At 71.0% G+C, this 13,437-nt stretch carries 12 protein-coding genes; 7 read left to right on the plus strand and 5 right to left on the minus strand.

Annotated elements, in window-relative coordinates:
- Positions 1-1,584 carry an MFS transporter gene (locus CNQ36_RS33275; protein ID WP_121549442.1) on the minus strand — a complete coding sequence of 528 codons (1,584 nt, stop codon included), beginning with the start codon at positions 1,582-1,584 and terminating at the stop codon, positions 1-3.
- Between the two features lie 89 nt (positions 1,585-1,673).
- Between CNQ36_RS33275 and CNQ36_RS33280 the strand changes: the two genes are divergently transcribed.
- Positions 1,674-2,261 (plus strand): DUF6461 domain-containing protein, encoded by a 588-nt coding sequence (locus CNQ36_RS33280; protein ID WP_240659519.1) that lies wholly within the window; start codon positions 1,674-1,676, stop codon positions 2,259-2,261.
- Between the two features lie 2 nt (positions 2,262-2,263).
- Here the strand turns inward: CNQ36_RS33280 and CNQ36_RS33285 are convergent, their stop codons facing one another.
- Positions 2,264-3,595, minus strand: coding sequence for a family 43 glycosylhydrolase (locus CNQ36_RS33285; RefSeq protein WP_121549443.1), 1,332 nt, complete (start codon positions 3,593-3,595; stop codon positions 2,264-2,266).
- A 243-nt stretch (positions 3,596-3,838) separates the two neighbouring features.
- On the opposite strand from CNQ36_RS33285, the gene CNQ36_RS33290 reads away from it, so the two are divergent.
- Genes CNQ36_RS33290 through CNQ36_RS33315 form a run of 6 tightly spaced genes read left to right on the plus strand, consistent with a single transcriptional unit; the run spans position 3,839 to position 10,257 of the window.
- Positions 3,839-5,098 (plus strand): ROK family transcriptional regulator, encoded by a 1,260-nt coding sequence (locus CNQ36_RS33290; RefSeq protein WP_163013489.1) that lies wholly within the window; start codon positions 3,839-3,841, stop codon positions 5,096-5,098.
- On the plus strand, positions 5,085-5,954 hold the full coding sequence (locus CNQ36_RS33295; protein ID WP_004921387.1) for an ABC transporter permease: 870 nt from the start codon (positions 5,085-5,087) through the stop codon (positions 5,952-5,954). Before CNQ36_RS33290 ends, CNQ36_RS33295 begins: the two co-directional genes overlap by 14 nt.
- The gene (locus CNQ36_RS33300) at positions 5,951-6,763 is read left to right on the plus strand and encodes an ABC transporter ATP-binding protein (protein WP_050782305.1); all 813 of its coding nucleotides are present in this window, start codon (positions 5,951-5,953) and stop codon (positions 6,761-6,763) included. The genes CNQ36_RS33295 and CNQ36_RS33300 overlap by 4 nt, the downstream gene beginning before the upstream one ends.
- A 25-nt stretch (positions 6,764-6,788) precedes the next feature.
- On the plus strand, positions 6,789-7,787 hold the full coding sequence (locus tag CNQ36_RS33305) for an aliphatic sulfonate ABC transporter substrate-binding protein (protein ID WP_121549445.1): 999 nt from the start codon (positions 6,789-6,791) through the stop codon (positions 7,785-7,787).
- A 38-nt stretch (positions 7,788-7,825) separates the two neighbouring features.
- Positions 7,826-9,313, plus strand: coding sequence for a sulfatase family protein (locus CNQ36_RS33310; protein ID WP_240659576.1), 1,488 nt, complete (start codon positions 7,826-7,828; stop codon positions 9,311-9,313).
- On the plus strand, positions 9,310-10,257 hold the full coding sequence (locus tag CNQ36_RS33315) for a formylglycine-generating enzyme family protein (protein WP_121549447.1): 948 nt from the start codon (positions 9,310-9,312) through the stop codon (positions 10,255-10,257). Before CNQ36_RS33310 ends, CNQ36_RS33315 begins: the two co-directional genes overlap by 4 nt.
- Before the next feature lie 16 nt (positions 10,258-10,273).
- Here CNQ36_RS33315 and CNQ36_RS33320 read toward each other — a convergent pair whose 3' ends face one another.
- The 3 genes from CNQ36_RS33320 to CNQ36_RS33330 form a co-directional block, all read right to left on the minus strand.
- Complete coding sequence (locus tag CNQ36_RS33320; RefSeq protein WP_121549448.1) at positions 10,274-10,891, minus strand: TOPRIM nucleotidyl transferase/hydrolase domain-containing protein; 618 nt, start codon at positions 10,889-10,891, stop codon at positions 10,274-10,276.
- Between the two features lie 53 nt (positions 10,892-10,944).
- Positions 10,945-12,027 (minus strand): lytic polysaccharide monooxygenase auxiliary activity family 9 protein, encoded by a 1,083-nt coding sequence (locus CNQ36_RS33325; protein ID WP_004921375.1) that lies wholly within the window; start codon positions 12,025-12,027, stop codon positions 10,945-10,947.
- A gap of 113 nt (positions 12,028-12,140) precedes the next feature.
- A complete protein-coding gene (locus CNQ36_RS33330; protein WP_121549449.1) occupies positions 12,141-13,274 on the minus strand; it encodes a glycoside hydrolase family 12 protein in 1,134 nt (377 codons plus the stop codon).
- Between the last annotated feature and the right edge of the window lie 163 nt (positions 13,275-13,437).

A 13,437-nucleotide genomic window follows, 5' to 3' on the forward strand; every position in this document is an offset into this window, starting at 1 on the left:
TCACTCCTCGCCGGAGACGGTCCGCTCCTCACCGGCGGCTTCGGGCGCGCTGCCGCCCTGGAGACGCTCCAGGTCGGAGGGGCGGACCTGAATGGCCAGCACGGCGATCAGGGCGGCGAGCACGGCGAAGGCCGCCGCCATGACGAAGGCCGCCGAGACACCGTGGGTGAGGACCTCGTCGCCCCAGGGCGAGGGCAGTTGCCCGGTGCGGCGGAACTGCGTGAGCTCGGCGGGGTTCGCCTGCCGCAAGAAGAGCGGGACCTGTTTCGCCGCCTCGTTGCTGCTCGCCGTGCCGTAGACCGTGACCAGGATGGACAGGCCGAGCGAGCCGCCGACCTGCTGGGTGGCGTTGAGCAGACCGGACGCCGCGCCGCTCTCCCGGACGCGCACGTTGGACAGCGCCATCAGCGTCAGCGACACGAACTCCATGCCCATCCCGAGGCCGAAGACCAGCATCGGGCCGAGGACGCTGCCCGCATAGGTGGAGTGCACGTCGGTCAGGGTCAGCCAGGCCAGGCCCGCCGCCGCCAGCACCCCGCCCCCGACCATGAAGGGCTTGGGGCCGTACACCGGCAGGAACCGCGAGGCCAGCCCGGCCCCGACGGCGATGACCGCACTGACCGGCAGGAAGGCGAGTCCGGCCCGCAGCGGACTGAAGTCGAGCACGTTCTGCACGAAGAGCGTCAGGAAGAAGAACATGCCGAACAACGCCGCGGCCAGGCACAGCATGATGCCGTACGTGCCCGCACGGTTGCGGTCGGCGAACATGTGCAGCGGGGTGATCGGCTGCCGGGACCTCCTCTCGACGAGGACGAACACCACGAGGACGACGACGGCCGCCCCGAACGAGGCCATCGTGAGCGCGTCCCGCCAGCCGTCCTGCGCCGCCCTGATGAACCCGTAGACCAGCAGCACCATGCCCGCGGTGGAGGTCAGCGCGCCGGTGATGTCGAAGCGCCCCGGATGGCGCTCGGACTCCTTGATCCAGCGTGGTGCGGCCAGGGCGATGAGGATGCCGATGGGGACGTTGACGAAGAGCACCCACCGCCAGTTCAGCCACTCGACCAGCATCCCGCCGGCGAGCAGCCCGATCGCGCCGCCGCCCGCCGACACCGCGGCGAACACCCCGAACGCCCGGTTGCGTTCCGGCCCCTCGCGGAAGGTGGTGCTGATCAGCGCCAGCGACGTCGGGGACGCGATGGCCCCGCCCACGCCCTGGAGGGCGCGCGCGGCGAGGAGTTGGCCGGAGTTCTGGGCGAGCCCGCCGAGCAGGGACGCCACCACGAAGAGCAGCACGCCCACGATGAAGACGCGCCGTCTGCCGAGGATGTCACCGGCCCGGCCACCGAGCAGCAGCAGACCGCCGAAGGTGAGGGTGTAGGCGTTGACCACCCACGACAGACTCGTCGTGGAGAAGTCCAGGGCGCTCTGGATGTGCGGCAGCGCGATGTTCACGATGGTGATGTCCAGCACCACCATCAGCTGGCACGACGCGATGACGAACAGGGCCATCACGTTCCCGCCGCCCTTGTCACGGGCGGCGTCACGCGGTGCGGCGGCCGAACGCGGACTGCTGCGGGTCATGCCTGGTCGCCCTTTCGGGAGTCCACCGTTCGACCGTACGCGCACCACCCCCCGCCCACCACTCGGGCTCCCGTGCCAGCATGCCGGGCATGAAGCATGCCGACGGGGACCGCGGACTCGACCACTTCCGCCTGCGCGACGTGCCCCTCTACACCCTCACCTTCGCCAGGGGACTGGCGCCCGGAGAGCTGCTGACCCGCATGGGCGTCGACCCCGACACCCTGGCGGTGTACGACTCGGAGGAGCTGGAGGACGAGTTCGGCGACACGCTGTTCGACGAGGACGAGCCCGTGGTGACCACGGGCACCGACGGCCCGTGGACATGGGCCTGGGAGTGGGGCGGCCGCCACGGGCTGGACGAGCGGATCCTGCGCGCGGTCTCACGGGGCACGGAGGCCGTCGCGCTGCACTACAACGAGAAGCCCATGCACGGGTTCCGGTACGCGGTGGACGGCGACGTCGTGGTCGGCTTCGACACGCTCCGGCCCGTCGCGCCCACCGGCCTGGACCCGTGGCGCCTCGGCCCGTACATGCGCCCGCTGGGTCTGACCGCGGGGCAGGCCGCCGGGCCGCACGCCGTCCTGGCCCTCGCGGAGAACGCGTTCGGGCTCCGCGTGACCCCGGCCGGTGACGGCGAGCGGCGCTGGGGCGGCAGCCTGCGCGCGCTGCCCGCCTGAGGTCAGCCGGTCGCGCGGCGCTCGACGTACAGGCGGCCGTCCTTCCGGCCGGTCCACTCCAGCCGCACCACCCCGGGCACGGCGGCGTCGCCGACGCGCTCCGGGTGCTTCCAGTGCCCGGCGGCCGGGTTGCGGAAGAACGTCGCCCACAGACGGCCCTGGTGGTCCTCGAAGAAGTTGTTGTGCCCCGCGCCCACGCCCGCGGTCCACCGCTCGGAGTACGGGCCCTCGAAGCGGTCGGAGACGGCGACGATCGCGTCGTACTGGTACTGCACACGCCCCGTGCCGGGCGGGTCGTAGGCGTTGCGGGTGCTGCCGTAGGCGTCGACCGAGGTACGGTCCCACGCGGCGTGGACCAGGTAGTACCTGCCCTGGTACTTGAACACGTAGGCGCCCTCGAGATACGGCTCGGGGGAGTAGGGCGTCTGCCGGAACCTGGGGAGGTCCGTCGTCGTGACGATGTCCTCCATGTCGTCCCGGAACCTGGCGTACAGGTCGTTGTGCAGCACCAGCCAGGCGGCGTCGCCCTCGCTGTACAGACCGCCGTCGATGTGGTGGTAGGCGCCGGGCTCGATGAAGCCCGGCCCGCCGATGAAGGAGTCGCCGAAGGGCTTCTCCAGATTCCCCTTGATCAGCCGGTACGGCCCCTCGACGCCGCCCTCGCTCACGAGCATGAACGAGCCGACCTTGCGGGAGTGGTCGCCCATGCACGCGACGATGTACCACTTCCCCTTGAAGTGGTGCACCTCCGACGCCCACACGTTGCCGCGTTTGCCGAACTGCTCGTCGTGCCAGTACTCCTGCCAGGGGGCGACGACGGTACGGCCGGGCCGGTTCTCCCCCGCGAACTCGGGCGACCACACCTTGCCCTTCTCGGCGTCCGGCCGGATGCCGGTCGTGTCGGCCAGCCGCCACGGCCCCTCGAGTGAGGGAGCCACCCACACGAAGATGCCGTCGTTCCAGGGTCCGGCCGCTTCCAGCCCGGGCACCCGGGTGGTGCCCGTGGCCACGTAGACGGGGCGCCCGCCGACGACGAAGTAGTTGACGTAGGTGTCCCGCATCCACACCCGGCCCAGTTCCCGGTCACGGGGGCGCGGCTCCAGCGGGAGGACGAAGGAGTTGTCCTCCCGCGGCCACAGGTCCAGCCGGGTGTCCGCGACACCGTAGGGCTCGGGATCGGGCCAGTTCGACGGCCGGCGCCGTGACGACGCGGCGTGTGACGGCGCGGGCGGGGCCGCCTGCGCGGTGGACGCGGGAAGGGCGGCAGCCGTTCCCAGGCCGGCGGCGCCGGCCAGCAAGGAGCGGCGGCGCACACGGTTCTCGGCACCGGTCATCAGTCGCGTTCTCCTTCGTCGGCCCCGCCGGAACCCATCGGCGGCTCAGGGCGGAGCCGGGTGACGGGGGTGTGCGGCACAGCATGCGAACGCCGGTGCATTTACGTCAACAGGGCGGACGAATAATCCTGGAAACCCAGGCAGCTGGGCGCGAGCCGATCAGCACGTATGAACGCTTCATTGCAATTTTCTGTCGGAGTGTTGACGGAATAATCCGGTCTCCCTACGTTGACCGGCATGCAGATGCCCAGCGGAGTGCACGCACTGGTCAGGCGTACCCATGAGGAACGCGTCCTTCGTGCGCTGCAGGAGAACGGCGCCATGAGCCGCGGCGAGATCGCCCGCGTCGTGGGCCTGTCCCGCACGACCCTCTCCGAGATCACCGGACACCTCCTGCAACGAGGCGCGATCGTGGTCGTGGACACCGACGCCTCGAAGCGGGAGGGCAGCGGCCGGCCCGCCGCGCGGCTGGCGCTCGATCCCGCGTCGGCGCAGTTCATGGGCGTCGACTTCGGCCACCGCCGGGTCCATGTCGTCGTGGCCGACGCCTCGCACGAGGTCATGGCCTCGGGAGCGGCCCGGTACGACGACACGACCCCCTGGCAGGAGCGGACCGGGCTCGCCCTCGGGCTGGTCGAGCGGCTCACCGCCGAGGCCGACGTCCACTTCGGCGCGCTCCAGGGCATCGGCATCGGCGTGCCGGGGCCCTACCCGGCCCCGGAGGGCTCGGCCCCGTCCCGCGCCACCCCCGTGGGGACGGTCCTGCGCCCTGCCCCGGAAGGCGTCGACGTCGCCTTCGCGGAACGCTTCGACGCCCCGGTGATCGTCGACAACAACACACGTCTGGCCGCCCTCGCCGAGGCGATCACCGGCGCCGACAGCGTCGCCGACCTGGTGTACGTCCGCCTGTCGGACGGCGTCGGCGGCGGCCTCGTCGTCGGCGGGCACCTGGTGACCGGCTCGTCGGGGCTGGCCGGCGAGCTCGGGCACGTGACCGTCGAACCGGCGGGCCGGCCGTGCCGGTGCGGCAAACGGGGCTGTCTGGAGACGGTCGCCTCGGTCCCCGCGATCCTCGCCGCCTGCTGGGAGTTCGGCCTGCCCCTGGAGAACCTGCGGGACCTGGCGGACGCCGTCTCCCGTGCCCACCCGGTCGTCGACCGGGTGCTGCGCGAGGCGGCCGCCGCGCTCGGCCGCGTCGTCGGAGCCGCGACGATGACCCTCAACCCGGCGAAGGTCGTCATCGGCGGCGAGATCACGCAGCTGGCGCCCGTCATCGTCGAGCAGGTCGCCGCCACCCTCGCCGCCGACCTCTTCCCCACCGCGTCGGCCGGTCCGGCCGTCGAGGCCGCGCGGCTCTCGGACGACGACGGCGCCATCGGCGCCCTCGCCGCGGTCTTCCACAACTCCCCACTCCTGGCGCGGTACCCCGAGACCACCGATGTGACGGCAGGTCCGGGGACCGACGATCCCACCATCGAAGGAGCCGTCCATGTCCGTCCTTGACAAGCGGCGAGCCGGACCGCGCCACCCCGCCGGCGGGGAGACGACCCCGGCCGCGGACGACACCGGGCCCCCGGACGCCAAGAAGACCGCGGCGGAGCGTCCGGGAACCGGCCGGCGCGGGCTTCCCCTGGCCCTCAACGCCGTGTCCGTCGCCCTGGGCATCGCACTGTGGTGGGCCCTGGCGTCCGCCGGGTTCAAACTGCCGACGCCGCCGGAGGTCGTCTCCCGGGCGGGGACGCTGATCGAGGACGGGACCCTCGGCGAGGACGTCCTCGCCAGCCTCACCCGCGTACTGATCGGCTTCGCGCTGGGTACGGCCGCGGCCGTACCGGTCGGCTTCCTCATGGGCTGGTACGGCATCGCCCGCGGCCTGATGGAACCCTGGATCCAGTTCTTCCGCACCGTCCCGCCGCTGGCGATCATCCCGCTGGCCGTGGTCGTCATGGGCATCGACGAGACCCCGAAGATCTTCGTCATCTTCCTCGCCGCGTTCCTCGCCTGCGTGATCTCCACGTTCCAGGGCGTGGTGAACGTCGACCGCACACTGATCAACGCGGCACGGGTCCTGGGAGCGAAGGACGCGGTCATCTTCGCCCGTGTGGTGGTGCCCGCCTCCACCCCCTTCATCCTCGTCGGCATGCGGGTCGGCCTCGGCTCGGCCTGGGCCACCCTGGTCGCCGCGGAGCTGATCGCCGCCCAGGAGGGCCTCGGCTACCGCATGCAGAACGCCCAGCTCTACTACGACCTGCCGACCATCTTCGTCGGACTGATCTCGATCGGGATCCTCGGTCTGCTCATGGACCGCATCCTGCTCCTCGCGGAACGCAAGCTCACCGGATGGCAGGAACGCCGATGACCAGCAAGCCGGCCAAGATATCCGTCCAGGGCGTCACCAAGACCTTCGCCCTGGGCCGCGACACCTTCACCGCCCTGGACGACGTCTCCCTCGACATCGCCGAGCACGAGTTCGTCACCGTCGTGGGCCCCTCGGGCTGCGGCAAGAGCACACTCATGAACATCCTCGCCGGCCTGGAGACCCCCACCGCCGGCCGTGCCCTGGTGGACGGCGCGACCGTCTCCGGACCGGGCCCCGAACGAGGCGTGATCTTCCAGCAGTACGCCCTCTTCCCCTGGCTCACCGTGCGCCAGAACGTCGAGTTCGGGCTGCGGACCACGGGCGTGCCCAAGGCCGAACGCCGCGCCCGCGCCGATCACTTCATCGAGCTGGTCGGACTCGAACGCTTCGCGGACGCGCTCCCCAAGACCCTGTCCGGAGGCATGCGCCAGCGATGCGCCATCGCCCGCGCCTACGCCGTCGACCCCTCGATCCTCCTGATGGACGAACCCTTCGGCGCCCTCGACGCCCTGACCCGGGTCACACTCCAGGAGCAGCTGCTGGAGACGTGGAGCCAGGACAGACGCACGGTGCTGTTCATCACCCACGACGTCGACGAGGCCGTGTTCCTGGCCAACCGTGTGATCGTCATGGCGGCCCGCCCCGGCCGCGTCTACGACGTCATCGAGGTCGACCCCGCGATCGAGCGCGACGAGGCGTTCCGCCTCAGTCCCGAGTTCGCCGCGCTGCGCAACCGCGTGTGGCACTCCGTCTACCACCAGGAAGGCCGGACCGCCGCCCCCGCGGCCGCCGGCTCCGCGACGACCTGAAGCACCCGGAAAGGGACCAGCAGCCATGCCACGCTCCATCACACGCAGACACGTCCTCGCCACCCTCGCCCCAGTGGCCGCGACGGCCCTGCTCACCGCCTGCGGCGGCAGCTCCTCCGGCGGGTCGGACGACACGGTGCGCTTCGGTTACATCGGCGACTTCAACGGCGCCAGCCTCATCGCCGTCGCCGACGCCAAGGGCCTGTGGAAGAAGCACGGACTGAAGGCGGAGAGCAAGGTCTTCACCAACGGGCCGCTGCAGATCCAGGCACTCGGCACGGACAACCTCGACTTCGGCTACATCGGACCGGGAGCCATGTGGCTCCCCGCCTCGGGCCAGGCCAAGGTCGTCGCGATCAACACCCTCGGCAACTCCGACCGCGTCATCGCCCAGCCGGGCATCACCTCGATGCGGCAGCTCAAGGGCAAGACGGTGGCCGTTCCCGAAGGCACCTCCGGCGACATGATCCTCACGCTCGCCCTGGAGAAGGCGGGCATGACCAAGAGCGACCTGAAGATCGTCCCCATGGACCCGTCGACCATCGTGTCCGCGGTCTCCTCCAAGAAGGTCGACGGAGCCGGCTTCTGGTACCCCGCGACGGCCACCATCAAGAAGCAGATCCCCGACCTGCAGGAACTCGCCAAGAACACCGACTTCGAGGACGAGATCTCCTTCCCCACGGCCTTCGTGGCCGGCAACAAGCTGGTGGCCGACAACCCGGAGAAGGTCAGGAAGGTCCTCGCCGTCCTGCGCGAGGCCATGGAGTTCCGGGCCGCGCACACCGACGAGGCGATCGCCCTCACCGCCGACAAGCTCAGGATCCCCGTCGAACAGGTCGAGGCCGACGCCGCCAACAACAAGGTGCTCGACGTCGGGGAGCTCGACAGGCTGACCGAGGACGGCACCATCGGCACGTGGCTGAAGGGAATGAACGACTACTTCGTCGAGGCGGGCAAGCTCGAGCAGCCCGTCGACCCCGAGAAGTACTACACCGGCGACCTCTTCATCGGAGCGGGCAAGTGACCGAGTCCGGCACGTCCAGGAAGAACATCCTCTTCCTCATGACCGACCAGCACCGGGCGGACACGCTCGGCGCGTACGGCAACCCGCTCGCGCACACCCCGGAGCTCGACGAACTCGCCGCCACGGGGACCCGCTTCGACCGCTGGTACACCCCCACCGCGATCTGCACCCCGGCCCGCGCCAGCCTGCTGACCGGCCAGGCGCCCTTCCGGCACAAGCTGCTCGCCAACCACGAGCGCAACGTCGGCTACCTGGAGGACCTCGCCGAGGACCAGTTCACGTTCTCCCGGGCGCTGCGGGAGAACGGCTACAACTGCGGTCTCATCGGCAAGTGGCACGTCGGCACCCGCCGGACGGCGGCCGACTACGGCTTCGACGGCCCCGAACTGCCGGGCTGGCACAACCCGGTGGACCACCCGGACTACCTCGCCCACCTCGCCGAGCACGGGCTGCCGCCGTACCGGATCAGCGACCGCATCCGCGGCACCCTGCCCAACGGCGGCCCCGGCAACCTGCTCGCCGCCCGGCTGCACCAGCCCGTCGAGGCCACCTTCGAGCACTACCTGGCCACCCGCGCCATCGAGAAGCTCGAACAGTACGCGGCGGACTCCCGGGAACGGGACCAGCCCTTCTTCCTCGCCCTGCACTTCTTCGGACCGCACCTGCCGTACATCCTCCCCGACGAGTACTTCGACCTGGTCGACCCGGCCGACGTGGAACTCCCGCGGTCCATCGCGGAGACCTTCCACGGCAAACCCCCGGTGCAGCGCAACTACAGCGCCCACTGGACCTTCGACACCATGCCGATCGAGACCACCCGCAAGCTCATCGCGGTCTACTGGGGCTATGTGGCGCTGATCGACAGACAGATCGGCCGGGTCATGGAGGCCATGCGGCGTCTCGGACTGACCGACGACACCGCCGTGTTCTTCACCTGCGACCACGGCGAGTTCACCGGCTCCCACCGGCTGCACGACAAGGGCCCGGCGATGTACGAGGACATCTACCGCACCCCCGGTCTGCTCCGCGTCCCGGGCGCCCCCGGCGGCGTCGTGCGCGACGAGTTCGTCAGCCTGCTGGACTGCACGGCGACCGTGCTCGAGCTCGCGGGCATCGACCCGAAACCGGCGGTCGACTCGCGCAGCCTGCTGCCGCTCGTGCACGGCGAGGAGGCGGACTGGGCGGAGGACATCGTCTGCGAGTTCCACGGCCACCACTTCCCCTACCCGCAGCGCATGCTGCGCGAGGACCGCTACAAACTGGTCGTCAACCCCGACTCGGTCAACGAGCTGTACGACCTGTGGACCGACCCGGACGAACTGCAGAACGTCCACGACCATCCCGAACAGGCGGAGGTCCGCTCCCGGATGACCCGCCGCCTGTACGAGCTGCTGCGGGAGCGCGGCGACAACTTCCACCACTGGATGACCTCCATGTACGACGTCGGCGAGGTGGGCCACGACCCCACCCTGAGCGGCCTCGACGAGTCCACGTACCGGCCGGCCGGCCACCCGGACTCGCCATGACCGGGCCGCACGCACCCTGCTGTACGCCGTCCGGCGCACCGGTCGCCGTCACCGCGCCGGCGCCCCTGCCCGCCGCGGGGAAGCGCTCGACCCGCGGGCAGGTCCGCCTGCCCGGGGGCGAGTTCGCCATGGGCGACGCCTTCGGCGAGGGATACCGGGCCGACGGCGAGACCCCCGTCCACCCGGTGCGCCTGACGCCCTTCCACATCGACGAGACCGCCGTCACCAACGCCCGGTTCGCCGCCTTCGTCAAGGCCACCGGCCATGTCACCGACGCCGAACGCCACGGTTCGTCCGCGGTCTTCCACCTGGTGGTCGACGCCCCTGCCGCCGACATCCTGGGCAACGCGGCCGGGGCGCCCTGGTGGATCAACGTCAGGGGCGCCCACTGGCGCCGTCCGGAAGGCGTCCGCTCCGACGTCACCGGCCGGCAGAACCACCCCGTCGTCCACGTCTCGTGGAACGACGCGAGCGCCTACGCCCGGTGGGCGGGCAAACGCCTGCCCACCGAGGCGGAGTGGGAGTACGCGGCACGCGGCGGCCTGGACGGGCGCCGCTACGCCTGGGGCGACGAGCTCACCCCCGACGGCCGCTGGCGCTGCAACATCTGGCAGGGACGCTTCCCCCACACCAACACCGCCGAGGACGGCCACCTCACCACCGCACCGGTGAAGTCCTACCGTCCCAACGGCTTCGGGCTGTGGAACACCGCAGGCAACGTGTGGGAGTGGTGCGCCGACTGGTTCTCACCCGCCTACTACGCCCACTCCGCCCCCGAGGACCCGCACGGCCCGGACACCGGCACCGCACGGGTGCTGCGCGGCGGTTCCTACCTCTGCCACGACTCCTACTGCAACCGCTACCGGGTTGCGGCCCGCTCGTCCAACACCCCGGAGTCCTCCTCGGCCAACCTGGGCTTCCGCTGCGCCAACGACGACACGTGACACGCCCGCCCGCCGGTCAGAGGCGGGCGAGCAGGTCCTCGAGCGGCGCCGGTACACACTCGGGGCGGAGCGCCTCCACGAGCACCCGGCCGTAGTGGATCTTGCGGCCCTTCTTCGTGCCGAGGAACCGCCGCAGCTGCTGCTGAGGCGTGCGGTCCCGCTGCGCGGGCTGGCTGAGGAAGGTCCGCAGGGGGCGCAATTCTCCCTGCGCCCGGACGAGCTCCTCCACCCGCGTCACACCCAGCGCGCGGATGAGCTCGTCCTCCAGGTCCGCGGCGCAGACGAAGAACTCCGCCCGCCCGGCTCCGGCCCGCTCCAGCCCGCGGGCGTAGAAGCCGCGCTCCCGCTCGTCGCACAGCCCCGTGAGGCGGAGGTCCAGGCCGGGCGGCCCGAGCACACGGGCGAAGTGCCCGACGTTCATCGCGCCTCCCATCGGCATGACGCAGATTCCCTCGGCCGCCAGGTCCCTGCCGCGTCCCGCGGCCAGCGCGCCGACCGCCGCGGCGTCGCTCAGCCCTTCGAGCAGCACCACCGTCCGGACGTCGAGCCGCGCCGCCAGCTCGCGCGCCGGACCGCCGGGGCCGCCGGCCGCCCACGCGGTGACCGCGTCCCGGAAGGAGTCCATGTCCGCCATGGCAGCAGTCTGCGCCCTTCCGGGGCGGTCCCGACAGGGAATTTCCGCCGGCGCTAGGGTGCCACGCAGCCGATCGTGCCCACCGGGAAGTCGTTCCCGGACGACGTGGCCGTGAAGCCGAACGTCACGCTGCCGTCGGGTTTGATCACACGGTTGTGATCGACGTTGCGCACCGTCACCGTGCCGTCCGAAGCGGTGGACAGGGAGCCGTTCCACGCGCCGCCGATCGTGGTACCGGAGCCGGGCTTCCAGCGCACGGCCCAGCCGTCGAGCGGCGACGTCCCGTGGTTCATCACCTCGACGGAGCCCTGGAAGCCACCGTTCCAGGAGTTCACCACGTTGTAGACGGCCATGCAGGAACCGGTGTGGTCCGGGGGATCGGTCGGATCCGGCGTCGGGCCCGGGGTGGGCGTGCCGCCCGAGCCGCGGATGCCCGTCACCTCGCCGTTGCCGCCGTCGAAGACGACGTCCGAGCAGGAGAAGAAGTTCTCCTGGCTGTCCGAACGCACCCACTGCATGAAGATCAGCGCGTCCCCGCTGCGACCGGAGGGCAGCTTCAGGTCCCAGTAGTAGTGGCCCCCGTTGGTGCCGGGCGAGCCCTGCTGGGGCGGGTTGGTCACGGTCTGGACGAGGTCCAGGTCGGACCAGCCCAGCCGGGACGTGGGCGACCAGCCGGGCTTGGTGACGTAGACCCGGAAGTCACCGGGGTGGGCGGCCCAGTTGCTGTACTGCACCTTGACCGTCGCTCCGGACGTCAGGTGCGTCCGGGGCCAGTCCGCCCGAGCCGCGTTGTACGCGGAGAAGTCGTACGGGGACCGGTCGCCGGCGCTGCACAGTGTGCCGTCCGGCACGTATCCGGCGCCCCGCCCGGCGGCCTGGGAGTCGAGGACGGCGAACCAGTTGTACAGGGCCGACGCGCCGCTCTGGTTCAGCGCGTTGCGGCACGCCGGATTGGTCGGGTCGAGTGCGCCGGTTCCGGTGATGGCGTCCAGCTGGCAGAGGTAGGTGCGCGAGCCGGGCATCATCGCCACGCCGTGCGCCTGCGCGTCGTTCTGCCAGAGGAAGCTCAGGCCGAGACCTCCGAGGAGGGTGGCGAGGACTGCCGCCAGGGAGACGAGTCTGCGTCGTAAGGCCATGGGGTCTCCTGTGCCGTGTGTGGGGGTGGGAGGGACGGGGGAGTGGAGTCCCCGCCCGTCCGGGGAGACGTGCCGACCGGACGGGCGGGGGGAACGGGAGGCAGCCGGCCGCGTCAGGCGGTCCTGCAGGCGGTGCCGTTGAGGCTGAAGCCGGCCGGCTGTGCGAAGGCGCCGCTGTAGCTTCCCTGGAAGCCGAAGCTCTGGCTTCCGCCGGGCGCGATCCGCGCGTTGCTGCTCAGCGCGCTCGCAGTGACCGCGCCCGAGGAGGGGGCGACGGACGCGTTCCAGGCGTGGGTGACACGCTGCCCCGAGGGCAGGGTGAAGGCGAGGTCCCAGTCGTCGACGGCGGACGAACCCTCGTTCCGCACGGTGACGTTCGCGGTGAAACCGTCCTGCCAGACGTTCGTGGCGTACGACACCGTGCACGCCGCGGGGCCTCCGGGCTCGCCGGGACCGCCGGGGGTGCCGCCGGTGTTGATCGTGGACGAGAAGGAGTTCACCGCGAGTCCCGCGCCGTTCTGCCAGGGTTCGAAGCCGGCCTGGACGCTCGTCAGGTACCAGTCGCTGCCCGCCATTCCGCGCGCGACGGTCTCGCGGACGAAGTCCATGACGTCGAAGCTCCAGCTGCTGATCGCGGACGGGGCGACGAACGACAGCACGTCGTTGGTGCCGTTCCCGCCCGACCACACCTGCCAGCTGCGCCCGGCCACGGTGGCCGTGCCGACCTGGGAGCCGATCGGCTGGATCGGGCCCACCTTGTTCAGCCAGATCATGATCTCGGTCCGGTTCACCCCGTCGGTACGGGGCGTCGGGTCCAGCCAGATGTCGTACGAGGCGTTGTACACGGCGTCGCTGACGTAGCCGTACGAGATGCTGCTCGGCGCGCCGGAGATCGAGCTGATCCGCGCGGGGAGGGCGGTGCCCGGCGAACAGTTGGTGTAGTGGCAGCCGTTGAAGACGGACGGGTACGACTTCGGGGCGCCGTTGGTCGGTACCGAACCGTCGGCCCGGGTGAGGCGGAAGCCGGTGTCCGTGGCGGTGACGCACTGGGTGGCGCTGCTGCCCCAGCGGTTGTTCTGGACGACGTAGCGCCCCTGGATGGTGGTCGATCCGTACGTTTCGCAGATCGTGGTGTCGGCCTGTGCCGGAGGCGTCGCGGTCATCAGCGCCGCGACCACGGCGAGAACGGTGAGCAGCGCAGCTGACAGGCCGCGCGGGGCCCGGAGTCGGTGCGGTAACCGTCGCATGGGGGGACCTCTCCAAGAGGGTGCGGGGGCGACCGGCGGGAGCGCCCCCTTCTCCCCAAATGATGGGAGCGCTCCCAATGGTGTTCGGGACGGGACTGTAGAAGCCGCACATGTCCCTGACAAGGCTGTGCGCGAGAAACTGTCGAACCTGTTTCGAAGCCGC

Origin of the sequence: Streptomyces fungicidicus (assembly GCF_003665435.1) — a bacterium.
GTDB lineage: Bacteria > Actinomycetota > Actinomycetes > Streptomycetales > Streptomycetaceae > Streptomyces > Streptomyces fungicidicus.

Excerpts from the sequence above, each read along its gene's own strand:
- CNQ36_RS33285 (WP_121549443.1), bottom strand. The coding sequence starts at position 3,595 with ATGACCGGTGCCGAGAACCGTGTGCGCCGCCGCTCCTTGCTGGCCGGC.
- CNQ36_RS33275 (WP_121549442.1), bottom strand. The coding sequence starts at position 1,584 with ATGACCCGCAGCAGTCCGCGTTCGGCCGCCGCACCGCGTGACGCCGCC.
- CNQ36_RS33325 (WP_004921375.1), bottom strand. The coding sequence starts at position 12,027 with ATGGCCTTACGACGCAGACTCGTCTCCCTGGCGGCAGTCCTCGCCACC.
- CNQ36_RS33300 (WP_050782305.1), top strand. The coding sequence starts at position 5,951 with ATGACCAGCAAGCCGGCCAAGATATCCGTCCAGGGCGTCACCAAGACC.
- CNQ36_RS33280 (WP_240659519.1), top strand. The coding sequence starts at position 1,674 with ATGAAGCATGCCGACGGGGACCGCGGACTCGACCACTTCCGCCTGCGC.
- CNQ36_RS33330 (WP_121549449.1), bottom strand. The coding sequence starts at position 13,274 with ATGCGACGGTTACCGCACCGACTCCGGGCCCCGCGCGGCCTGTCAGCT.
- CNQ36_RS33305 (WP_121549445.1), top strand. The coding sequence starts at position 6,789 with ATGCCACGCTCCATCACACGCAGACACGTCCTCGCCACCCTCGCCCCA.
- CNQ36_RS33320 (WP_121549448.1), bottom strand. The coding sequence starts at position 10,891 with ATGGCGGACATGGACTCCTTCCGGGACGCGGTCACCGCGTGGGCGGCC.
- CNQ36_RS33295 (WP_004921387.1), top strand. The coding sequence starts at position 5,085 with ATGTCCGTCCTTGACAAGCGGCGAGCCGGACCGCGCCACCCCGCCGGC.
- CNQ36_RS33310 (WP_240659576.1), top strand. The coding sequence starts at position 7,826 with ATGACCGACCAGCACCGGGCGGACACGCTCGGCGCGTACGGCAACCCG.
- CNQ36_RS33315 (WP_121549447.1), top strand. The coding sequence starts at position 9,310 with ATGACCGGGCCGCACGCACCCTGCTGTACGCCGTCCGGCGCACCGGTC.
- CNQ36_RS33290 (WP_163013489.1), top strand. The coding sequence starts at position 3,839 with ATGCCCAGCGGAGTGCACGCACTGGTCAGGCGTACCCATGAGGAACGC.